This is a genomic window from Promicromonospora iranensis (assembly GCF_028994775.1).
GTDB lineage: Bacteria > Actinomycetota > Actinomycetes > Actinomycetales > Cellulomonadaceae > Promicromonospora > Promicromonospora iranensis_A.
Genome location: NZ_JAJQMN010000005.1, coordinates 286825 through 309138 on the forward strand (window position 1 = coordinate 286825; position 22314 = coordinate 309138).

Annotated in this window: 18 protein-coding genes; 13 read left to right on the forward strand and 5 right to left on the reverse strand. The window is 73.4% G+C overall.

Features of this window, described 5'->3' with window-relative positions; all coding sequences use genetic code 11:
• Positions 1 to 91: 91 nt before the first annotated feature.
• From LUU90_RS11255 to LUU90_RS11280, 6 genes are all read left to right on the forward strand, one after another.
• Positions 92 to 979 carry a helix-turn-helix domain-containing protein gene (locus LUU90_RS11255; protein WP_275003512.1) on the forward strand — a complete coding sequence of 296 codons (888 nt, stop codon included), beginning with the start codon at positions 92 to 94 and terminating at the stop codon, positions 977 to 979.
• A 77-nt stretch (positions 980 to 1056) separates the two neighbouring features.
• Positions 1057 to 1551, forward strand: coding sequence for a hypothetical protein (locus LUU90_RS11260; RefSeq protein WP_275003513.1), 495 nt, complete (start codon positions 1057 to 1059; stop codon positions 1549 to 1551).
• 230 nt (positions 1552 to 1781) lie between these two features.
• Positions 1782 to 2558, forward strand: a complete 777-nt coding sequence (locus LUU90_RS11265) for an SDR family oxidoreductase (protein ID WP_275003514.1) — start codon at positions 1782 to 1784, stop codon at positions 2556 to 2558.
• Between the two features lie 8 nt (positions 2559 to 2566).
• A complete protein-coding gene (locus LUU90_RS11270; RefSeq protein ID WP_275003515.1) occupies positions 2567 to 3142 on the forward strand; it encodes a flavin reductase family protein in 576 nt (191 codons plus the stop codon).
• Between the two features lie 79 nt (positions 3143 to 3221).
• The gene (locus LUU90_RS11275) at positions 3222 to 4016 is read left to right on the forward strand and encodes an SDR family NAD(P)-dependent oxidoreductase (protein WP_275003516.1); all 795 of its coding nucleotides are present in this window, start codon (positions 3222 to 3224) and stop codon (positions 4014 to 4016) included.
• A gap of 87 nt (positions 4017 to 4103) precedes the next feature.
• The gene (locus LUU90_RS11280) at positions 4104 to 4838 is read left to right on the forward strand and encodes a glucose 1-dehydrogenase (protein WP_275003517.1); all 735 of its coding nucleotides are present in this window, start codon (positions 4104 to 4106) and stop codon (positions 4836 to 4838) included.
• Between the two features lie 78 nt (positions 4839 to 4916).
• On the opposite strand, the gene LUU90_RS11285 is transcribed toward LUU90_RS11280, so the two are convergent.
• Both LUU90_RS11285 and LUU90_RS11290 read right to left on the reverse strand, forming a co-directional pair.
• Positions 4917 to 5162 carry a hypothetical protein gene (locus LUU90_RS11285; RefSeq protein ID WP_275003518.1) on the reverse strand — a complete coding sequence of 82 codons (246 nt, stop codon included), beginning with the start codon at positions 5160 to 5162 and terminating at the stop codon, positions 4917 to 4919.
• A gap of 32 nt (positions 5163 to 5194) precedes the next feature.
• Positions 5195 to 5596, reverse strand: coding sequence for a winged helix-turn-helix transcriptional regulator (locus LUU90_RS11290; RefSeq protein ID WP_275003519.1), 402 nt, complete (start codon positions 5594 to 5596; stop codon positions 5195 to 5197).
• 27 nt (positions 5597 to 5623) lie between these two features.
• On the opposite strand from LUU90_RS11290, the gene LUU90_RS11295 reads away from it, so the two are divergent.
• From LUU90_RS11295 to LUU90_RS11310, 4 genes are all read left to right on the forward strand, one after another.
• Positions 5624 to 6205, forward strand: coding sequence for a hypothetical protein (locus tag LUU90_RS11295; RefSeq protein WP_275003520.1), 582 nt, complete (start codon positions 5624 to 5626; stop codon positions 6203 to 6205).
• A 401-nt stretch (positions 6206 to 6606) separates the two neighbouring features.
• Positions 6607 to 8769 (forward strand): DEAD/DEAH box helicase, encoded by a 2163-nt coding sequence (locus LUU90_RS11300; RefSeq protein WP_275003521.1) that lies wholly within the window; start codon positions 6607 to 6609, stop codon positions 8767 to 8769.
• A gap of 91 nt (positions 8770 to 8860) precedes the next feature.
• Complete coding sequence (locus LUU90_RS11305; RefSeq protein WP_275003522.1) at positions 8861 to 10180, forward strand: ATP-grasp domain-containing protein; 1320 nt, start codon at positions 8861 to 8863, stop codon at positions 10178 to 10180.
• Complete coding sequence (locus tag LUU90_RS11310) at positions 10177 to 12240, forward strand: CocE/NonD family hydrolase (RefSeq protein WP_275003523.1); 2064 nt, start codon at positions 10177 to 10179, stop codon at positions 12238 to 12240. The genes LUU90_RS11305 and LUU90_RS11310 overlap by 4 nt, the downstream gene beginning before the upstream one ends.
• A gap of 24 nt (positions 12241 to 12264) precedes the next feature.
• Here the strand turns inward: LUU90_RS11310 and LUU90_RS11315 are convergent, their stop codons facing one another.
• Positions 12265 to 12648 carry a hypothetical protein gene (locus LUU90_RS11315; RefSeq protein WP_275003524.1) on the reverse strand — a complete coding sequence of 128 codons (384 nt, stop codon included), beginning with the start codon at positions 12646 to 12648 and terminating at the stop codon, positions 12265 to 12267.
• Positions 12649 to 12677: 29 nt separating this feature from the next.
• On the opposite strand from LUU90_RS11315, the gene recC reads away from it, so the two are divergent.
• The 3 genes from recC to recD are packed head-to-tail and all read left to right on the forward strand — an operon-like array spanning position 12678 to position 21315.
• A complete protein-coding gene (gene recC, locus LUU90_RS11320) occupies positions 12678 to 16097 on the forward strand; it encodes an exodeoxyribonuclease V subunit gamma (RefSeq protein WP_275003525.1) in 3420 nt (1139 codons plus the stop codon).
• Positions 16097 to 19450, forward strand: coding sequence for a UvrD-helicase domain-containing protein (locus LUU90_RS11325; protein ID WP_275003526.1), 3354 nt, complete (start codon positions 16097 to 16099; stop codon positions 19448 to 19450). The genes recC and LUU90_RS11325 overlap by 1 nt, the downstream gene beginning before the upstream one ends.
• Positions 19447 to 21315, forward strand: coding sequence for an exodeoxyribonuclease V subunit alpha (recD, locus tag LUU90_RS11330; protein WP_275003527.1), 1869 nt, complete (start codon positions 19447 to 19449; stop codon positions 21313 to 21315). Before LUU90_RS11325 ends, recD begins: the two co-directional genes overlap by 4 nt.
• Before the next feature lie 73 nt (positions 21316 to 21388).
• Here the strand turns inward: recD and LUU90_RS11335 are convergent, their stop codons facing one another.
• On the reverse strand, positions 21389 to 22096 hold the full coding sequence (locus tag LUU90_RS11335) for an alpha/beta fold hydrolase (protein ID WP_275003528.1): 708 nt from the start codon (positions 22094 to 22096) through the stop codon (positions 21389 to 21391).
• Positions 22093 to 22308 carry a hypothetical protein gene (locus LUU90_RS11340; RefSeq protein WP_275003529.1) on the reverse strand — a complete coding sequence of 72 codons (216 nt, stop codon included), beginning with the start codon at positions 22306 to 22308 and terminating at the stop codon, positions 22093 to 22095. Before LUU90_RS11340 ends, LUU90_RS11335 begins: the two co-directional genes overlap by 4 nt.
• Positions 22309 to 22314 lie beyond the last annotated feature (6 nt).

The following is a 22314-nucleotide window of genomic DNA, read 5'->3' on the forward strand; positions in this document are numbered from 1 at the left end:
GCGGCCCGGGTCACGGCCTGGTTAAGATCGTGCCCGCAGCCATGAACCACCCTTGCGACAGCCTTTCCGCGGAGGTCGACAGGACGCCGCGGTGGTCGCACTGCCGACGGGAGCGATAGTGAGCGAGCTGGGCGACTTTCTCCGGGCCAAGCGGGCTGCGGCCTCGGTCGAGTCCCTGCCCTTTCCCTCCTCGGGACGGCGACGCGTCCCAGGGCTCCGCAGGGACGAGGTCGCGATGCTCGCGGGTGTGAGCGTGGACTACTACACCCGCCTGGAGCAGGGCCGCGAGCAGAGCCCCTCGGCGCAGGTGCTGGACGCGCTCGCCCACGCCCTGGACCTGAACGTCCACGAGCGGCGCTACGCCTACGGCCTCGCGCAGATCGCGTGGGTCCCCGAGCTCGCGGAGACGGCGCAGCCGGTCGACGCGACCCTCGCGCGCCTCATGGACGGCTGGCCCGGCGCGGCCTGCTTCGTCCTCGACCCCCTGCTCGACGTCGTGGCGGCCAACCAGCTCGCGACCGCCCTGTTCCGGCCGTTCACCGCCACGCGGAACCTTGTCGAGATGGTGTTCCTCGACCCCGAGGGCCGCAGGTTCTACGCCGACTGGGAACGCGCGGCCGCGGGATGCGTGGCCAACCTGCGTGCCACCTCCGGGCTCTACGCCGGCACCGCCCGCCGCGAGGAGCTCCTCGACCGGCTCACCACCGGCAGCCCGGACTTCGCCGAGCTCTGGGCGGCGCACGAGGTGGAGCCGAAGACACACGACGAGAAGGTGCTGCGGCACCCCGACGTCGGTGAGCTCACCATCACATTCGACGCCTTCGAGGTCTCCGCCATGCCCGGGCACCAGCTCGTCGTGTACCGGGCCGAGCCGGCGAGCACCGGAGAACAGGCGTTCCGTACGCTCGCACAGGGATCGACGCCGGTGACGGAGCCGGTGCCCGTGGCGGACTCGGTACCCGTGGCCCGGACGACCTGATCGCCGCCTGAGCCGCCGCGCGTTCCTGGGAGGAACAGGGCCAGGCTCGCCGGGCACGACGGGACTAGCGTGCGGTCGTGCCCGGCACGACCGTCCCGCAGGCTCTCGCGCTCCCCGAGCGCGAGCCCGCCGTCGTGCTCGACGGCGGGCTGCTCGTGGTCGAGGCGAACCGGCGGTGGCGCACCCTGCACGTGCCCTTCGCCGACCTGTCCGACGTAGGCAGGATGGTGTTCCGCGACCCTGCCGCCGCGTCGTTCTTCGTCGACCGCCGACACGAGGAGCACGACGTGGTGGCAGCCCTGCTGGACGCCGTCGACGACGAGCACACCCGGCAGGCGGCACGAGCCGCCGTCCGCCGGCTCCGGGAGGAGAGTCCCCGCTTCGAGAGCCTGTGGGGCGGACGTCGTCTGCGCCTCAAGCTCCTCGACACGTACGCGGTACGCCACCCCGACCTCGGTGTGCTGACCTTCGACCGCCGGACCTTCCGTCGCGACGGCCTCCTGCTGCGCGTCGCGACGCCGCGGCCCGCGACGTCGCGGCTGCTCCCCCTGCTCGACCACCTGCCGGCCTGAGACCTCGCCGCCACCCCGCACCTTTGATCCGTCGAACGTAGGAGCGGTCGCTCCATGGGCGCTCATCAGGCGACCACCCCTACGTTCGCCGCCGTGCGCCCGTCCAGGCCCGTTGCCTGGTTGCGTCACGGCTAGGAAACCGACGGCCTGGTTCACCCGCTCGCCGCACGTGACTCTGGTTGTGCCCCCGGACGAGGGGCACAAACCACCCAGTAGAAGGAGTCACGACCATGACCGGAATCATCACCCCTGGTGCCCTCGACGGACGCGTGGCTGTCGTCACGGGAGCGTCGAGCGGCATCGGCGAGGCGACCGCGGAGATGTTCGCGGCCCTCGGCGCCAAGGTCGCCCTGCTCGCCCGCCGCGCCGACCGCCTCGACGCCGTCGTGGCACGCATCCGCGAGAACGGCGGCACGGCGCTCGCGGTCCCGACGGACGTCACGGACCGCGCGCAGGTGCTGGCCGCAGCAGGCCGCATCGCGGACGAGCTCGGCGAGGTGGACCTGGTGTTCGCCAACGCGGGCGTCCAGCTCATCGCCTCGATCAGCGACCTGAAGGTCGAGGACTGGGACGCCCAGATCGACCTCAACGTCAAGGGCGTCATGAACACGATCCAGGGCTTCCTGCCCGCCCTGGAGTCCGCCGCTGCCGCGGGCCGGACGGCGGACCTCGTCACCACGTCGTCGATCGCCGCCACGCGGGTCCTGGAGAAGTTCCAGGTCTACTCGGGCACCAAGGCGTACGTCAGCCACATCACCCGCCTGCTGCGCACCGAGCTCGGCCGCAAGAACGTCCGCGTCTCGACCGTCGAGCCGGGCATGGTCGACACCGAGCTGCCCGACCACGTGACCGATCCGGACGCGAGCAAGCTCATGGCCGACCTGATCGAGCAGATCGACGTGCTCCAGTCGCGCGACGTCGCCGAGACGGTCTCGTTCGTCGCCGGCCTGCCGAGGCACGTGAACCTCACCGAGATCACGATCCTGCCGACGCAGCAGATCATCTGAGGGCCGTCATGACCGATCGATCCACCGACCGGTTCGCGCAGTACCCGCTGGACAAGGTCCACCGGCTCTTCGAGCCGGGACCCGTCGTGCTGGTCTCCACCTCGGAGGGGCGGCGCGCGAACCTGATGACCAACGGGTTCAACATGCCGGTGCGGCACTCGGCGACGCTCGCCCTGGTCGTCGGGCCGTGGGACCACTCGTACACGGCGCTGCGTGAGACCGGCGAGTGCGTCATCGGCATCCCGGGCCGTGAGCTCCTCGAGACGGTCGTCGACATCGGCAACGTGTCGGGCGCCGACGTCGACAAGTGGGACCGCTACGGCCTGACCCCGGCGCCCGCGGCGACGGTGCGGGCCCCGCTCGTGGCGGAGTGCTTCGCCAACGTGGAGTGCACCGTCGCGGACGACCGCCTCGTGGACGACTACAGCCTGTGGCTGCTCCGGATCGAGCGGGCCTGGATCGATCCGGCCGCACCTGCCGGTGCGGAGATCCATCACCGCGGCGACGGCACGTTCTCCGCGAACGGCGAGCGGATCGACCTGCGGGCGCGCATGACGAAGTGGGAAGCGCTGACCCACGACTGACGACCGAGGCGGCGCGGGTGCGCCCGCGCCGCCCGGCGGAGGAAGACACGAGCAGGAAGACACAGGAGGGAGACGAGAGATGGAGATCGAGGGCAGGACCGTCGTGCTCACCGGCGCGACCAGCGGGATCGGCGCGGCGGCGGCCTGCCGACTCGCACAGGAGGCGGACCTCCTGGTCGTGCAGGGTCCGGAGCCCGAGACTGACGTCGCGCCGCTACTGCGGGAGCTGCGCGCCGCGGGCCGGGCACGCGTGGAGTACGTGAGCGCGGACTTCGCGTCGTTCGCGGAGGTCCGCAAGGCCGCGCGGCAGGTGCTCGGGACGGCGGAGGGGATCGACGTGCTGATCAACAACGCCGGCGTGCCGGGCAGCATGGGCCGGCAGCTCACGGCCGACGGCAACGAGAGGACGATCCAGGTCAACTACCTGGCCCTCGCCCTCTGGTCGGACCTTCTGGTCCCCGGCATGAACGACGGCGGACGCATCGTCAACGTCGGCTCGACGACGCACCGGATGACCTCCCTCGCGCTGGACGACATCAACCTGCGGCGCGGGTACGACCCGGTGCGGGCGTACGCGCAGTCCAAGCTCGCGATCGTCACCTACTCGGCCTGGCTCGCCGGCCGGCTGCCGCGCGGCATCAGCGTCGTCGCGATCAGCCCCGGCGTCATCAGCACCGGCCTGCTGCACGCCATGTTCGGCGGCGGTGGAGCACCGGTGGCCCACGGGGCGCAGCGCATCCGCGAGGCGGTGCTCGCCGACGTCCCCTCCGGTACCTACATCGACGACGGCGACGTCGTCGCCGCGAGCGACGACGCGCTCGACACGACCACCCAGGACAGGCTCGCCGAGCTCACCCGGCACCTGACCGCCTGACCACTGACCGCCTGACCACTGACCTACGGAGCGGCGAACCGCTCCGTGACCCGAGAAAGAAGTCGCGACACAGAGAGGAACACCCTCATGGGAAAGCTGGACGGAAAGGTCGCCATCATCACCGGAGCCGCTCGTGGGATGGGCGCGGCGCACGCACGACTCTTCGTGGCGGAGGGTGCCAAGGTGGTGCTCGCCGACGTGCTCACCGAGCAGGGCGAGCAGGTCGCCAAGGAGCTCGGTGACGCCGCACGCTTCGTCGAGCTGGACGTGCGTGACCGGGACCGGTGGACGGTGGTGGTCGACACCGCCGTGCGCGAGTTCGGCCGCGTCGACATCCTGGTCAACAACGCCGGGATCTTCCGCCGTGAGCCGATCGAGACGCACAGCCACGAGATGTGGGACGAGGTCATCGGCGTCAACCTGACCGGCGTGTGGAACGGGACCAAGGCCGTCATCGACGCCATGCGCGAGGCCGGCGGTGGTTCCATCATCAACGTCTCGTCGACGGCGGGCATCACCGGCTACGCGTACCTGCCCGCGTACTCGGCGTCCAAGTGGGCGCTGCGCGGCCTCACCAAGGCGACGGCGCTCGACCTCGGCGGGTTCGGCATCCGCGCCAACACGGTGCACCCCGGATTCGTGCGGACGCCCATGACCGAGGAGCTCGGCGACAACACCGCCAACGTCGCCCTGCACCGCCAGGCGGAGGACACGGAGATCTCGCCCCTCGTGCTCTTCCTGGCGAGCGACGACTCCGCCTTCTCCACCGGAGGCGAGTTCATCGCCGACGGCGGCGAGTCGGCAGGCATCCCGGCCCGGTAGCAGCGACGGCAGGGCCGCCCTCCCGGGACTCGAGGAGGGCGGCCGGCCCGTCTCCCACGACCGGGATGCCCATGACTCTCAGCGCAGCGTCGGCCCTTCCACCGCCACCGGCCCGGGTGCCCCGCGGTGCTCGATCTGCAGGTTGACGGTGCTGCGCGACGTCGGGATCACGGCGAGCTGGGCCTCGCTGCCGCCGGTGTCGATGGCGCGCACGTGCACGTGCCCGTCCTTGAGACGGATCGCGAACTGGTCGGTCCCGGAAACGAAACGCACTTCGCTGTCGTCGGTGATCACCGTGGGGCCCGAGGGCAAGGTCTTCGGCATGGGTACAGCATGCCGGACGCATGCCGGACGGCCTACGCGATCGCGCCGGCGCAGCCCATCGCCGTGTCGGACGGGGCAGCACCACCGGTGCGCCGCAGGTGCGCCTCACCCCACACCCGCACTCCCTCGACGACGGGCAGCACGGTGGCCCCGTACGGGGTGAGCCGGTAGATGACGGGCGCGGGGACCGGTCCGGTCACCACACGTTCGACGAGCCCGTCGGCCTCGAGCTCGCGGAGCTGTTCGGCCAGCACCTTGGCCGTGATGGGCACCCCTCTGCGGCGCAGGCCGGCGAAGTGGGACTCCCCGTGGGCGAGCCAGTAGAGCAGGGTCAGCTTCCACTTCCCGCCGATCGCGGTGAACGCCGCCGCCATCGGGCAGCCCGGCAGCGGATTGGGACGAGAGGGGTTACCCGCAGGTGCCTTCTTGTTCACTGTCGTGCCCCGCTCGATAGTCGGGTCATGACCATTCCATACCGAAAGATCCTGACCGCAAGCCTTTCCGCTCTCCCGCTGTTCGCGACGGCGGCATCGGGCGGCGCCGCACCACCCCCCGCGTCGTCCACGACCGTCGACGGCCAACGGGACTTCGACTGGGAGATCGGCACCTGGCGCACCAGCGTGCGGGTCCTCGCCGACCCGCTCTCGGAGTCCCCGGACGAGTGGCTCCGGTTCACCGGCACCAGCACGGTGCGGCCGCTCGCGGACCGGCGGGCCAACGTCGTCGAGCTCGACGTGTCGGGGCCGGACGGCCGTATCGAGGCGCTCAACCTGAGGCTGTACGAGCCGCAGGCGCAGCGGTGGAGCCTGACCTTCGTCAACCTGCGCGACGGCCTGCTCACGCCCGCGGTGTACGGCGGGTTCCGCGACGGCGTCGGCGAGTTCTACGGCGACGACCGGCTCGGTGACCGTCCGATCAAGGTGCGGTTCCTCGTCGTCCGCGTGAGCAAGGACGAGGCGCGGTTCGAGCAGGCGTTCTCGGCCGACGGCGGTACGACGTGGGAGACGAACTGGATCGCCGTGGACCGCCGGGTCCGGCGCTGACGGCAACGGATCGCTCTGCCGTGTTCTGCGTCGCGGCCAGGTAGAGTCGGAGTCCGGCCACATCGGTTGCCTTGCCCGCCAGCTCGGGAACCGGCCGGGAACCGGAACGACTCGGCCCGCCAAGGCTGCGCACCCGCAGGCCTCGCCTGCCGGAGCCGACGCCGGGCCGGATCTCGCCTGTGTTCACGGAAGCGTCCGGCGGCGTGTCACCATCGGCGTGTGCGCGGGGCGGGGCGGTGCCCGCGGGTGAACCGCGCGGTGTCTCGGCGGCCGATCGGGCGCCCTGGCCGGGGGCTGCCTGCCTCCCGGGCCGGTTGCTCGACGTCCGGACGGTCCCGGGCGCGGGTGTGGGAACGGTGCGTAGCGCCGCAGGCGCGTACGCACGCAGCGAAGGAGGAGATGTGGCCCGAGCAGGACAACGCCGGCCCGGTCGCGCACGGACGGGGTCCGGCGGCCAGCGCCGTCGCGCCCCGCGGCCCGCCGAGCAGGGGATCATCCCGGTGCTCGCGGAGGTCGCGCGCGAGGTCGACGACGCGGTGCGCCGACCGCCGACGCGCCCGGCGGTGCGGACGAAGTTCCAGGTCGTCGCGCTCCTCATGCGCGAGGAGCGGGACCGGGTGCGGGCCGACGGCGAGCTGTCCGAGTCCCAGCGGGCTCAGCAGCTCAAGCGGCTGGACGGGGTGGGGACGCTGCTGGCGCGGATCGCTGCCCGGGACACCTCCCTGCTCGAGCTGCTCGCCGAGGACGCCAAGGTCTCCGACGCCGCGCGCACCTTCAAGGCGACCATGATGCGCGCCGCTGGGCTGGAGCCGCCCGAGGAGCCGCCGCCGGCCCCGCCGGCCGCCCCGGCGCCCGGTGCCGAGAAGCGCGTGGTGCCCCGCTCGGTGATCTCGCGCCAGCTGGCTAACCCGTTCCTCGCCCCGGACTTCGAGGCCGCCGCCGAGCGGCAGACTCCGCGTGTCCGCCGGCTGGCCGGCTGGGAGCTGCTCGAGCCGCTCTTCCGTTCCTTCGAGCACGCCGGCCCCGGCGCGCCCGCCTGCATGCCGCTGCCTGGTGCGCGGTCGGTGTCGGCTCCCCGCGGCCGAAAGCTGATGCCCCACCAGGCCGAGGTCGTCGAGGCCACGGCCCGCGGGCACCGCACCTTCCTGCTCGCCGACGAGCCGGGGCTCGGCAAGACCGCCCAGGCGCTGCTCGCCGCCCAGGCGGCGGACGCCTACCCTCTGCTGGTCGTCGCGCCCAACGTGGTCAAGACGAACTGGGCGCGGGAGGTCGGGATGTGGACGCCGAACCGACGTCCGACGGTCGTCCACGGTGACGGTGAGCGGGTCGACGGGTTCGCGGACGTCGTGATCGTCAACTACGAGGTCCTGGACCGGCACGTCGGGTGGCTCGGTGACCTCGGCTTCCGCGGCATGATCGTCGACGAGGCGCACTTCATCAAGAACAAGGGCTCCCAGCGTTCCCGGCACGTGCTCGCCGTCTCCGAGCGGATCCGGGACCGAGCCGCCCGGCCGCTCCTGATGGCGCTCACCGGCACCCCGTTGATCAACGACATCGAGGACTTCCGGGCGATCTGGCAGTTCCTCGGCTGGATCGACGACGAGAAGCCGCTCGGTCCGCTGCTGGCCGCCCTCGAGGACACCGGGCTCACCCCGGCCGATCCCGGGTTCTACCCTGCCGCCCGCAGCAGCGTGATCGACATGGGCATCGTGCGCCGCCGCAAGGCCGACGTCGTCGCCGACATCCCGGCCCGCCGGGTGGCGGACCTGCCGGTCGAGCTCGACGGCGCCGCCGGCCGCTCGATCCGTGCCGCCGAGGCGGCGCTCGCCCGCCGTCTGGTGGACCGCTATCGGTCCGCCGTGCAGGCGCGTGCCGAGAGCTCCGTGGTGGACGACGTCGTCACGGACGGGGTGGACCTCGACCTCGCGCGCCGGGTGGCGGCGGCCGAGCTGAAGGACTCGAGCTCGAAGGCCAAGGGCGAGAACGTGTTCACCATGGTCCGCCGGATCGGCCAGGCCAAGGCGGGGCTGGCCGCCGACTACGCCGCACAGCTGGCCCGCAACGTCGGCAAGGTCGTGTTCTTCGCCAAGCACGTCGACGTCATGGATCAGGCCGAGCAGACCTTTGCCGACCGCGGCATCGGCTACACCTCGATCCGCGGCGACCAGACGCCCAAGGCGCGCGAGAAGAGCATCGCCGCGTTCACGGACGACCCCGACGTGACGATCGTGGTGTGCTCCCTGACGGCGGCCGGAGTCGGGCTGAACCTCCAGGTGGCCTCCAACCTGGTCCTGGCCGAGCTGTCCTGGACCTACGCCGAGCAGACCCAGGCCATCGACCGGATCCACCGGATCGGCCAGGCCGAGCCCGTCACCGCCTGGCGGGTCATCGCGGCGCAGACCATCGACTCCAAGATCGCCGAGCTGATCGACAGCAAGTCCTCTCTGGCCGCGAGGGCGCTGGACGGGGCAGGCGAGGAGGACACCGCGTCGTCCACGGACGTCCAGCTCGACGCCCTTGTCGGCCTGCTCACCGACGCGCTCGCCGCGGAGGACACCGCCTGAGCGAACCGAGCTGAGCCCACCCGGACAGCCGTGCGGCCGGCACCGGGAGGCGTCGTTGCGAGCACAAGGGGCCCGTGGTTGCCTCGACAATATGAGCAAATCCGACGGCCAGTCCCATAACGTCTTCGTGCTCGGCATGACCGACCTGCAGCGGGAGGAGCTGCAGAGCATGCGGAACGCCGCGCGCTACCGGTTCCACTCGCTGCTCGACTACGAGACGCTCGTCCGCGACACGAACTACGACTTCGACGCCCTGCTCGATCAGGCCCGCGCCCAGCTCGCCGAGTTCTCCGGGCCGGTCGACGCCATCGTGTGCCACTGGGACTTCCCGAGCTCGCTGCTGGCGCCCGTGCTGTCGCACGAGCACGGCATTCCCGCTCCGTCCGTGGCCAGCATGCTCCAGTGCGAGCACAAGTACTGGAGCCGGCTGGAGCAGCAGCGGTCGGTCCCCGAGGTGGTCCCCGGCTTCGCCGCGTTCGACCCGTTCGCGGACGACGCCCTGGACCAGGTGGGTCTCCCGTACCCGTTCTGGGTGAAGCCGGTCAAGGCGCACTCGTCGAACCTGGGTTTCGAGATCCACGACAAGAAGGAGTTCGAGGCGGCCCTGGAGGAGATCCGGGCGGAGATCACCGACGTCGGTGACGCGTTCAACCAGGTGCTGAGCCGGGTGGACCTCCCGGAGAGCCTCCGCGGGGCGGACGGGAACACCTGCCTCGCCGAGGAGATCATCACGGGCATCCAGGTCGCCCCTGAGGGTGTGGTCGCGCAGGGCCGGTTCAGCGTGCACGGCATCGTCGACATGCACAAGGACCCTTCCGGGCACAGCATCGACCACCTGGACTACCCGGCGGTGACCGTCCCGGCCGAGGTGCAGCAGCGCATGGTCGACACGGCGGAGCGGTTCCTGCGGCACATCGGGTACGACAACGGCGCCTTCAACGTCGAGTACATGTGGGACCCGGAGACGGACCTCCTGCGGCTCATCGAGGTGAACACGCGTATCTCGCAGTCCCACACCGAGCTCTTCCTCAAGGTCGACGGCACGTCCAACCACGAGGTCGCCATCGACGTCGCGCTGGGCGAGGCGCCCGAGATGCCGCACGGGGAGGGACCGTTCGCCGTCGCCGGCCAGTGGCACATCTTCCACGACGCCGACGCGGTGGTGCGCGGCGTCCCCGGGGAGAAGGAGCTGGCCGCCCTCGAACGCGCCCTGCCGGGCACGAAGGTCACCCTGCAGGTGTCACCCGGCGACCGGCTCTCCGACCTGCCCCACCAGGACAGCTACCGGTTCAAGCTGGGCAGCGTCTACTTGGGGGCCGACGACCACGACCAGCTCGCCGCCCGGTTCCGCCAGGCGGTGGACCTGTTGCCCTTCGAGCTCGAACCCGTCACCGAGGAGGCCACCGGATGAGAACAGCCACCGACCTGCCGCACGAGGTCGAGACCGTCGAGAACGTGTTCATCCCGGTGCGCGACGGCCAGCACGTGGCCGCGCGGATGTGGGCACCGGTCGACGCCGCGACGCGTCCCGTCCCCGCGGTCGTGGAGTACATCCCCTATCGCAAGCGGGACGCGACGCGCGGCCGGGACGCGTACAACCACCCGTACATCGCCGGGCACGGGTACGCCTGCGTGCGGGTCGACCTCCGCGGCAGCGGAGACTCCGACGGCGTGCTGGTGGACGAGTACCGCGACCAGGAGCTCCATGACGCCGAGGACGTGATCGCCTGGCTCGCGGAGCAGCCGTGGTGCGACGGCAACGTCGGGATGATGGGCATCTCGTGGGGTGGATTCAACAGCCTCCAGGTGGCCGCCGGGGCACCGCCGGCGCTCAAGGCGGTCGTCAGCGCGTCGGCCACCGACGACCTGTACGTCGACAACATGCACTACATGGGCGGCTGCCTGCTGGCGGACAACCTGTCGGAGGCGACGGTGATGTTCGCGTTCAACAGCCTGCCGCCCGACCCCGCCGTGGTCGGCGACCGTTGGCGCGAGATGTGGCACGAACGGCTCGAGGGCAGCGGGCTGTGGCTGGACACCTGGTTGCGGCACCAACGACGGGACGACTACTGGAAGCCGGCGTCGGTCTGCGAGGACTACTCGCGGGTGCGGTGCCCGGTGATGGCCGTCGGCGGCTGGGCGGACGGCTACACCAACGCCATCTTCCGGCTCCTGGAGAACCTCGACGTCCCCCGCAAGGGGCTGATCGGCCCCTGGGGGCACCGCTATCCGCACCTCGGCGTGCCGGGACCGGCCATCGGCTTCCTCCAGGAGATGGTGCGCTGGTGGGACCACTGGCTCAAGGGGATCGACACCGGTCTCGAGGACGAGCCGATGCTGCGCGCGTGGATGCAGGACAGCGTCCCGCCCAGCGCGTCCTACGAGGACCGGCCCGGCCGCTGGGTGGCCGAACCGAGCTGGCCGGCGCCCGGGGTCGAGGACCGGGAGTACCGCTTCACGCCCCACCACCTGTCGCCGGTGGGCGGCGCGCACGTGGCGCTGGAGGGTGACGGGTCGGGCGAGCAGCAGGTGAGCCTGCGCTCGCCCCTCAGCGTCGGGATGTTCGCCGGCAAGTGGGCCTCCTACTCGGCGGTGCCGGACCTGCCGTACGACCAGCGGGAGGAGGACGGCGGCGCCCTCGTGTTCGAGACGGAGCCGCTCGCGGAGCCCCTGGAGCTCCTCGGGCTGCCGTGCGTCGCGCTCGAGGTCTCCGCGGACCGTCCGGTGGCACAGCTCGCCGTCCGGCTGTCCGACGTCTCCCCGGACGGGGAGGCGACCCGCGTGACGTACGGGGTGCTGAACCTGACGCACCGCGACGGCAGCGAGCACCCCGAGCCGCTGGAGCCCGGCCGCATCTATCCGGTGACGGTCCAGCTCAACGGCATCGCCCAGTCCCTGCCCGCCGGGCACCGGCTGCGGGTCTCGATCTCCACGTCGTACTGGCCGCTGGTCTGGCCGGCCCCCGAGCCGGCGACCGTGACGATCACCACCGGCAGCAGCGCCCTGCACCTGCCGGTCCGCCGCCCCCGTCCCGACGACGAGGACCTCCGCCCCTTCGGGGAGCCGGAGGCCGCCGAGGAGGACGCGACCACGGTGCTCGCCACCGGCGAGCACTCGTGGCGTGTGACGAGAGACCTCGCCACGGACGTCTCGACACTGGAGATCGTCAACGACCAGGGCACCTTCCGGCTCGAGGACACCGGCACGGTGATCCATCGCGACACCCGCGAGTGGTACAGCTTCCGGTGGAACGACGTGACCTCCGTACGGGGCGAGACCCGTACCGTCCGCCGGCTGGAGAACGGCGACGACTGGCGCGTGGAGGTGGTCACGCGCACCGTCCTGACATGCACGGCGACCGACTTCCTGATCAACGCGCAGCTCGACGCGTACGAGCTGGACGAGGCACAGGGAGACCCGCGCGTCTACTCGCAGAACTGGCAGCGACGGATCGCTCGCGACCTGGTCTGAGGCGACCGTCTCAGGACGGGGTCGTCACCGGTTGCGTACCAGGGCACGCGTGACCGCGACGACGATCGTGGCCCCCACCAGCGTGCCGACCAGCACGAGGATCGCCCCGACCGCCCACAGCCCGGAGTCGTCGGTCGACGCGGCGTGGAGGGTCCAGGCCGCCGTGAAGGGCATGCTGACGGCGAGCACCGCGAGCCAGGCCGGGAGCACCACGGAACCGACCACCACCAGCCCGACGAGCACGACGACGCACGCGATCACCTGAGGCGCCTCGTAGGGCCCGGAGACGTTCCCGGTCGCGGCATCGACCTCACGGGTCGTGTCGCGGCCGAGGGTCCACCAGGTCGCCGTCGTCAGGGCGGCGATGACGAACGTGGCGAGAGCGGTCAGGTACTTGTTCTGCGGCATGGCCACCATTGTGGCGATACGTTGGCGCCATGGCCGTCGTCCTCCATCGTGCGTCGCGCACGGACCTGCTCGTACGAGGGCTGGGGGACCTGCTGGCGGCGCCCCTGGACGATCCGTTCGCCACCGAGGTCGTCGTCGTGCCGGCGCGCGGCGTCGAACGCTGGCTCGCGCAGCGGCTCAGCCACCGGCTCGGTGCCGCCCCCGGGCGCGACGACGGGGTGTGCGCCGGCGTCGACCTGCGCTCGCCGGCGTCGTTGTTCGCCGACGTCACGGGCACCAGGGACGACGACCCGTGGGCGCCGGACGCCCTGACCTGGCCGCTGCTGTCGGCGATCGACGCGTACCTCGACGAGCCGTGGGCGGCACTGCTCGCCCAGCACCTGGGACACGGTATGCCGGGGGAGGAGGGCGACCTGCGCCGCGGGCGGCGGTTCGCCGTCGCGCGCCGCCTGGCCCGGCTCTTCGCCGGCTACGCCACCCAGCGGCCGGCTCTCGTCGCCGACTGGGTCGCGGGCCGGGACACCGACGGGTGCGGGCGCCCGGTACCCGCGGACCTCGCGTGGCAGCCGCCGTTGTGGCGGGCGACGGCCGAGCGGGTCGACGCCGAACCGCCGCACGTGCGGCAGGCCGCCGTCGTCGAGCGGCTGCGCACCGAACCGGACGCGTTCGACCTCCCGGGACGCCTTTCCCTGTTCGGCCACACACGCCTCGCCGCGAGCGAGGTGGAGCTGGTCGGTGCGCTCGGCGGGCACCGCGACGTGCACCTGTGGCTGCCGCACCCGTCGGCCCGGCTCTGGTCGGCGCTCGCGGACCTCGGAGGGCCCGTCGACCGGGCGGCCGACCGCTCCCACGAACGGGTCGGGCACCGGCTCCTGGCCACGCTCGGCCGCGACACGCGGGAGCTCCAGCGCACGCTCTCCGCCCTCGGCCCGTCCGCCGTCGACCAGTCCGCCGTCGACCTGCGCGACCAGCCGGTCGGCGGCGACGGCGGCACGGCGCCCACGAACCTCCTGGGGATGCTGCAGCACGACCTGCGGGCCGACGCCGTCGGCGAGGCGAGCGCACGCCTGCTGGACCCCGCCGACCGCTCGGTCCAGGTGCACGCCTGCCACGGCCCGGCGCGACAGGTCGAGGTGCTGCGCGACGTGCTGGTCGGCCTGCTGGCCGACGACCCCTCGCTCGAACCGCGCGACGTCCTCGTCATGTGCCCCGACATCGAGACCTACGCGCCCCTGGTCGCCGCAGCCTTCGGGCTGGCCGACGTCGTCGGGCCGCACGGCCATCCCGCGCACGGCCTGCGCGTGCGGCTCGCGGACCGGGCGCTGGACCGGACCAACCCGCTGCTCGCCGTGCTGGCGCGCCTCCTGGACCTCGCCGGCGGGCGGGCGGGGGTGCGCGACGTCCTGGACCTCGCCCACGCGGAACCCGTGCGCCGCCGCTTCGGGTTCCGCGACGACGACCTGGACCAGCTCGCCCGGTGGGCGCGCGAGACCGGCGCGCGGTGGGGATTCGACGCCGAGCACCGCGCCGAGTTCGGCCTGTCCGACTACGGGTCGGGCACCTGGCAGGCGGGCGTCGACCGGCTGCTGGCCGGGGTCGCGATGTCGGACGACACGGGCACCTGGCTGGACCGCACCCTGCCGCTGGACGACGTCGGCAGCGGGCAGGCCGAGCTCGTCGGCCGGCTGACCGAGCTCGTGGAGCGGCTGCGCGACGTCACCGACGCGCTCGTCGGCGAGCATCCGCTCGGGCACTGGCTCACCGTGCTCGAGGACGGCGTCGCGGCGCTCACCGCCGTGCCGGCCACCGACACGTGGCAGCTCGCCCAGGTGCGGCGCGAGCTCGCCCGGGTGCGCGACGACGCGGCCGACCCGGCGGTGGTCCTGCGGCTGCCGGACATGCGGGCGCTGCTCGCCGACCGGGTGGCGGGCCGCCCGACCCGCGCGAACTTCCGCACCGGCACGCTGACGGTCGCCACGCTCGTGCCGATGCGGTCCGTGCCGCACCGCGTGGTCGCCCTGCTGGGCCTCGACGACGGCGTGTTCCCGCGTGTCGGCGTCACCGACGGCGACGACGTGCTGGCGCGCGACCCGAGGACGGGCGAGCGCGATCCCCGCAGCGAGGACCGGCAGCTGTTCCTCGACGCCATCCTCGCCGCCACCGAGACCCTCGTGGTGACGTACAGCGGTGCCGACGAGTACTCGGGCCAGGAGCGGCCCCCGGCCGTGCCGCTCGGCGAGCTGCTCGACGCGCTCGACGAGACGGCACGCACGCCCGATGGGCGCCCGGTGTCGGACGCCGTGACCGTCCGGCACCCGCTGCAGCCCTTCGACCGGCGGAACGTCGAGCCGGGAGCCCTCGTACCCGGGTCCGCCTTCACGTTCGACCGCGCGGCCCTCACGGGTGCCCGCGCGGCGGCCGGCACGCGAGCGCCGTCGGCGCCGTTCCTGGCAGCGCCGCTCCCGGAGCCCGCACCTCCGGACGACGGCGTCGTCGCGCTCGACGACCTGCTCGCGTTCTACCGCTCGCCGGCGCGCGGGTTCCTCACCCAGCGCCTCGACGTCGGCAGCGCCTGGGCGGAGGACCCGCTCGACGACGGCCTGCCCGTCGAGCTCGACGGGATCGGCCGCTGGGCGGTCGGCGAGCGCGTGCTGCGGGACGTCCTGTCCGGCGCCGTGCTCGCCGACGCCGTCCAGAAGGAGTGGCGGCGCGGGCAGCTGCCGCCGGGACGCCTGGGCTGGCGCCTCCTGCGGGGCATCGCCGACGAGGTGGGGCCGCTCGCCGAGGCTGCCGGAGGACTGCGGGCGAGCCCCGCGCGAGCCGTGGACGTCGACGTGGACCTGGCCGACGGACGCAGCCTGCGCGGCACGGTGCCGGGCGTGCACGGCGACCGCCTGGTCGCGGTGGCGTACAGCAGGCTCAGCGGAAGGCACCGCCTGCAGTCGTGGGTCCGGCTGCTGGCGCTCGCGGCGTCGGACGACGACCGCCCCTGGGTCGGCTACACGCTCGGCCGGCCCGCGAACCCCCGGTCGCGCGGGACGTGGCAGGGGTCGCGGCAGGGGCCGCTCGACCACACGGCCGTCGACCTGCTGCGTGACCTGGTCGCGCTGCGCGACCGCGGGCTGACCGAGCCCTTGCCGCTGCCGGTCAAGGCGTCGCTGGCCTACGCCGAGGCGCGCCGGACCGGCGCCGACCCCGGTGACGCGCGGTTCCGGGCGGAGCAGCAGTGGGTCGGGCAGAGATGGGGTCAGAAGGGGTCCGACGGGCGCCCGCAGGGCGAGGCCGCGGAACCCGAGCACGTGCGGGTCCACGGGGCGGACGCTCCGCTGCCGGCGACCGGGCAGGAGCCGCGGCCGGGCGAGGAGCACCCCGGGGAGACGACCCGCCTCGGCGCCCTGGCGATGCGCATGTGGAGCCCGCTGCTGCAGAACGAGAGGTTCAGCGACTGATGGATGTCTTCGACCTGACCGGGCCTCTGCCGCGGGGGACCGCCCTGCTGGAGGCGAGCGCGGGGACCGGCAAGACCTTCGCGATCGGCGCGCTCGTGACCAGGTACGTCGCCGAGGGTGTCGTGCCGCTCGACGAGATGCTCGTCGTGACCTTCGGCCGGGCCGCGACCCAGGAGCTGCGCGACCGGGTGCGTGGCGCACTGCTGCGGGCCGAGCGCACGTTCGCCGCCGCCCTCGCGGGCCGCGAGACCGGCCCGGTGGACGCCGTCCTCGCGGCGCTGCTCGACGTCGACGACGCCGAGCGGGTCGCCCGGCACCGGCGGCTGGCCGACGCCCTGGCCACGTTCGACCACGCCACCATCGCCACGATCCACCAGTTCTGCCAGCTGGTGCTGCGCTCGCTGGGTGTCGCGGGGGACACCGAGCCGGGCGCCGAGCTGGTCGACTCCCTGGCGGAGCTCACCGTCGAGGTCGTCGACGACCTGTACCTGCGCCGGTACGGGAACGCCGAGCACCCGCCCCCGTTCGACCGGGCGGGCGCCCTCGAGGTCGCCCGCGACGCCGTCGAGGACCCGCGCGCCGCGCTCGCCGACGCCGACCCGGACGACGCCGTCGGCTCGGCGCGGGTGGCCTTCGCCCGGGAGGTGCGCGCCGAGATGGAGCGCCGCAAGCGGCGGCTCGGGATCCTGTCCTACGACGACCTGCTCGCCCGCCTCGCCGACACGCTCGACCCGGCCTCGGCCGACGGCGGCACCGCCGTCGGCGCGCGCATGCGGGAGAGCTGGAAGGTCGTGCTGGTCGACGAGTTCCAGGACACCGACCCCGTGCAGTGGCAGGTGCTGGAGCGGGCCTTCGGTGCGGGCGGGGCCCAGGCCCTGGTGCTCGTCGGTGACCCCAAGCAGGCGATCTACGCGTTCCGCGGCGGCGACGTCGTCGCCTACCTCGACGCCGCCCGGGGCGCGACCACGCGTGCGACGCTCGGCACCAACTGGCGTTCCGACGCCCCGCTGGTCGACACGCTCGGCGTGGTCCTGCGCAACGCGGCGCTCGGTCACGAGGAGATCGTGGTGCACCCGGTGACCGCCGAGCGTGCGGGCAGCCGGCTGGCGGGTGCGCCGCACCCCGCGCCGGTGCGCCTGCGGCAGGTGCTGCGCGACGGACTGCCCCAGTACAAGGGCCTCGTCAAGGCCGCGCCGGCCCGCGAGCACGTGGCGGCCGACCTCGCGGCCGACGTCGCGGGCCTGCTCGCCTCCGGCGCGACGTGGGACGGGCGCCCCCTGGCGGCGGGCGACGTCGCCGTCCTCGTCTCGATCCGGGCGCACGGCCGCCTGGTGCAGGACGCGCTCGCCCAGCGCGGCGTCGCGGCGGTCATGGCGGGCGGGGACGTGTTCGCCACGCCCGCCGCCGACGAGTGGCTGACCCTGCTGGAGGCGCTGGAGTCACCTCACCGGTCCGGCCTGGTGCGCGCCGCGGCGCTGACGTGCTTCCTCGGACGCACCCCCGCCGACCTCGACGCCGGCGGCGAGGACGTGACCGCGCGCGACGCCGACACCCTGCACGGCTGGGCGCTCCTGGCGCGCCACCGGGGCATCGCCGCGCTCCTGGAGGTAGCGGAGGAGCGGGGCCTCAGCGGCCGCCTGCTCGCCAGGGCGGAGGGCGAACGCCTGCTGACCGACGTCCGCCACCTCGGCCAGCTGCTGCACGAGCTGAGCGTCACCGAGTCGCTCGGGCTGACCGCCCTGGTCGCCTGGTTCCGCGACGAGCGGCGCCGCAGCGGCGCCACCGAGCGGCCCCGCCGCCTCGACTCCGACGCCGCGGCCGTGCAGATCGTCACCGTGCACGGCAGCAAGGGCCTGCAGTACCCCGTGGTGTACCTGCCGTTCGCCTACGACAACTACGCGCGACCGGTCGACACGGCCCTGTTCCACGACGAGCGCGGCGCACGGACCATCGACGTCTCCGGCTCCGGCGCGCACTGGGACGCCCACTGCGCCGCGCACCGCGCGGAGGCGGACGGCGAGGAGCTGCGCAAGCTCTACGTGGCCCTGACCCGCGCGCAGTCGCAGGTCGTGGCCTGGTGGGCGCCGACGTCGAGCACGCCGACCAGCGGCCTGCACCGGCTCGTGTTCGGCCGCGTGCCCGGTACGCGCGAGGTGCCGGGCACGCAGCCGGTCAAGGACGACGACTACGTCACCGACGTGCTGCGCAAGCTCCAGGCGCTGGGCGGACCGGCGGCCGAGCTCGCGGTCCCGGCGGCGGCGTCCGCACCGGCACCGGCGGATCCGCACCCGCCGTTCGGGGTGCGCGAGCTCCACCGTACGGTCGACACCGCGTGGCGGCGCACGTCCTACAGCGGCCTCGTCCAGACCGCCGCCGACGCTCCCTCCGTGGGCAGCGAGCCCGAGACCGGCGGAACCGACGACGAGCCCGCCGTACCTGGGCCCGGCCTCGAGGAAACGGTCGCGCCCGCCGCGGCGTCACCCATGGCCGACCTGCCCCGGGGCGCCGCCTTCGGTTCGCTCGTGCACGCGGTGCTGGAGCACGCCGACCCGCACGCGCCGGACCTCCGCGCCGAGCTGCTCGAGCACGTCGTCGACCAGCTGCGCTGGTGGCCCGTGCCGGCGGACCCCGTGGCGCTCGCGGACGCGCTCGTCCCGCTGCACCGCACGCCGCTCGGACCACTGGCCGACGGCCGCACGCTCGGCGAGATCGGCCTGCCGGACCGGCTGCGCGAGCTGACCTTCGAGCTACCGCTGAGCGGGGGAGACCTGCGGGGCCCCGGCCCTGGCCCCGGCCCGGGCGAGGCGCGGCTGGGCGACCTCGCCCCGCTGGTGCGCGCCCACCTGCCCGCCGACGACCCGCTCGCCGCCTACGCGGAGCACCTCGAGCAGCCGGTCCTGGGGGACCAGCCGCTGCGGGGCTACCTCACCGGCTCGATCGACGCGGTCCTGCGGCTGCCGACCGGGCGGTTCCTCGTCGTCGACTACAAGACGAACTTCCTCGGCCCCGCCGTGGCCGACTACTCGCGGCCCCGCATGGCCGAGGCCATGCTCCACTCGCACTACCCGCTGCAGGCGCTGCTGTACGGCGCGGTGCTGCACCGCTACCTGCGCTGGCGGCTTCGCGGCTACGACCCCGACGCCCACCTGGGCGGGGCGCTCTACCTGTTCGTGCGCGGCATGGCGGGTCCGGACACCCCCGACGCCGACGGCAGCCCCGCGGGTGTGTTCTCGTGGCGGACGCCGTCGTCGCTCGTGCTGGCGCTGTCGGACCTGCTCGACGGCGTCGCCGGGGCCGGCGGTGCCGCCGGCGTCGCTGGTGCCGACGGTGCGCCGGGTCGGGGGGCCGCATGAGCCCGGCGATCAAGCGCTGGACCGGCGACGACCCCCACGACGCCCGCCTGGCCCTCGGCGCGACGGGGCTGCTGCGCACCTTCAACGACGCGGGGGTGCTCACGGCCGCCGACGTCCATGTCGCACGCCGCACCGCCGACGTCGTGGGCGAGGACGACGAGACCGTGCGCCTCGCGGTCGCGCTCGCGGTACGCGCTGTGCGGCAGGGGTCGGTCTGCGTGGACCTGGGCTCGTTCGGCGCGGGCGCGTCGGACGCAGCCGCTACCCCCGCCGTCGTCCCGGCCGCTGCCCCCGCCGTCCAGGGCGGGTCCGGCACCGAGCCAGATCCGCTGCCCTGGCCCGTGGCCGAGGGCTGGCTGGAGCGCGTCGCGGCCAGCCCGCTCGCCGCACGTTCGGTGGTGCGGGCCGACCTCGGCCTGCTCTACCTCGACCGGTACTGGCGTGAGGAGCAGCAGGTACGGGACGACGTCGTCACGCGGCTGGCGCTCCCGGCGCCCGACGTCGACGAGCTGCTGCTGGAGCAGAGTGCCGCGCGGCTGTTCCCCGGCGACGCGTACGCCGAGCAGCGCGCAGCGGCGCTGTCGATCGCGCGCCGCCGCACCACGGTGCTCACCGGCGGGCCCGGGCGTGGCAAGACGACGACCGTGACCGGCCTGCTCGCGCTGCTCGCGGAGCAGGCGGAGCACACCGCCGGGCGGCGCCTGCGCATCGCGCTCGCCGCGCCCACCGGGAAGGCCGCCGCACGCCTGCAGCAGGCGGTGGCCGACGCGCTCGGCGCCCCGCCGGAGGCCGGCGGTCCCGAGCTGACCGGGGACGACCGGCGCCGGCTCACCGGGCTCCGGGCGGGCACCTTGCACCGGCTGCTCGGCCGGCGGCCCGGCTCGAGCACCCGGTTCCGGCACGACCGCTCCAACCGCCTGCCGCACGACGTCGTCGTCGTCGACGAGACGTCGATGGTCTCGCTCACGCTCATGGCCCGGCTCCTGGAGGCCGTGCGTCCCGACGCGCGGCTCGTGCTCGTGGGCGACCCCGACCAGCTCGCGTCCGTCGAGGCCGGTGCCGTCCTCGCGGACCTCGTCACCGGGCTCGGGGAGCGCGACGCCGACGCCGTGGCGGCCCTGGTCACCGACCACCGGTCCGAGAGCACCGCCATCACGCGGCTCGCCGCGGCGATCCAAGGCGGTGACCCGGAAGCGGTGCTCGCGGTCCTGGCGGAGGGCGAGGGCGCCGTGGAGCTCGTGCACCCCGACGACGCGGCCGGGCTCGGCCTCCTCCAGGACGAGCTGACGCGGCACGCCCTCGACGTGCGCGGCCTGGCGCTCGCCGGTGACGCGGCCGGGGCGCTGGCCGCCGCCGGGCGGCACCGGCTGCTGTGCGCCCACCGCGAGGGGCCGTGGGGTGTCGAGCACTGGAACCAGCAGGTCGAACGCCGGCTCGGCGAGGCGTCGGGTGCCTCGCTCGGCGCCGCGGTCGGCGCTCGGTGGTACCCGGGGCGGCCCGTGCTGATCACCGCCAACGACTACGGTCTGGGGCTGTTCAACGGCGACACCGGCGTCGTGGTCGCCGACGGTGAGAACCTGCGCGCCCATATCGACGGCGGCGCGTCGTTCGCCGTCTCCCGGCTCGGCGACGTCGACACGCTGCACGCCATGACCGTGCACAAGAGCCAGGGCAGTCAGGCCGACGCGGTGACGCTGCTGCTGCCGGACGTCACGTCACCGCTGCTGACGCGCGAGCTGTTCTACACGGCGGTCACGCGTGCGCGCCGGCGTGTGCGTGTGGTCGGCACCCCGGAGGCGGTGCGCGCCGCCGTCGGCCGGCGGGCGCGGCGGGCGACGGGCCTGGCGGCGCGGTTGCGGGGCTGAGCCGGGCCGTCCGAAGGGTTGCTCGCTCGGGTATACCGGCTGTGCCCCGGGCGTGGAACGTGTACACGTGTCATCACGCGGCCAGATCCATGATGACGTGCGCCGTCTCGGCCGGATGGGTGATCATCGGCCAGTGGCCGGCGTCGAGTGTGCGGTAGCGCCAGCCGAGCTGTTCCGCCGACACGTCAGCGGCCGGAGGGCTGGTCCGGAGGCAGCGCACGTAGGCCACGGACGCGTCCGTCGCGCTCAAGGGCTTGTTGATCGCAGGTTGGGTGTAGGTGCCGATCGGCTGCGCGGTCAGGTGCTGCTGCATCCAGGCGAAGTCGGCGTCGCCGATGCTGTTGTCCGGGTAGAGCTGGTCGAGCTGCTCCCGGGAGAACCACGGGATCGACCCTTCGTGGGCCAGGCTCGTCATGAACGTGGCGACGTCGGAACCCATGACGTCGAACCACGACTTGCCTGGCCGCGGCAGAACGGCATCGATGAGAACGAGCTGGCGGATGCTGTGCGGTCGCCTCTCGAGCACCGCTGCCGCGACGTAGCCGGCGAACGAGTGGGCGACGAGCGTGGCGTCCCGATGGCCGGTGAGGGCTCCGCTGACGTCTTCGACCCAGTCGTCCAGCCCGACGCCGGCCGCAGACGTCGCGTCGTCACCCGTGGTGCGCAGCTGTGGCGTCATCGTGTGCAGGCCGTGGTCGTTCAGGATTGGTGCGACACGTTCCCAGGCCCAGGGGCCCAGTCCGCCACCTCCGATGAGGACGATGGGGCTGTTCGCTGTCATGTGTCTGCTCCTACGCGGTTGATGAAGTCGGTCAGGTCGTCGATGAGCTCGGCGGGCGAATCCAGCGAGGCGACGTGGCCGCCGCCGTCGTGCGGGTCCAGGCCAGGGGCATTCATCGAGTAGATCCGCATGCCGCTTCCTGCACTCGCGGTCAGCCAGTACGCGTCGAGAGACCCGAGCGAACCCACCACAAGTTGGTAGCATGCTGTCACATTGCC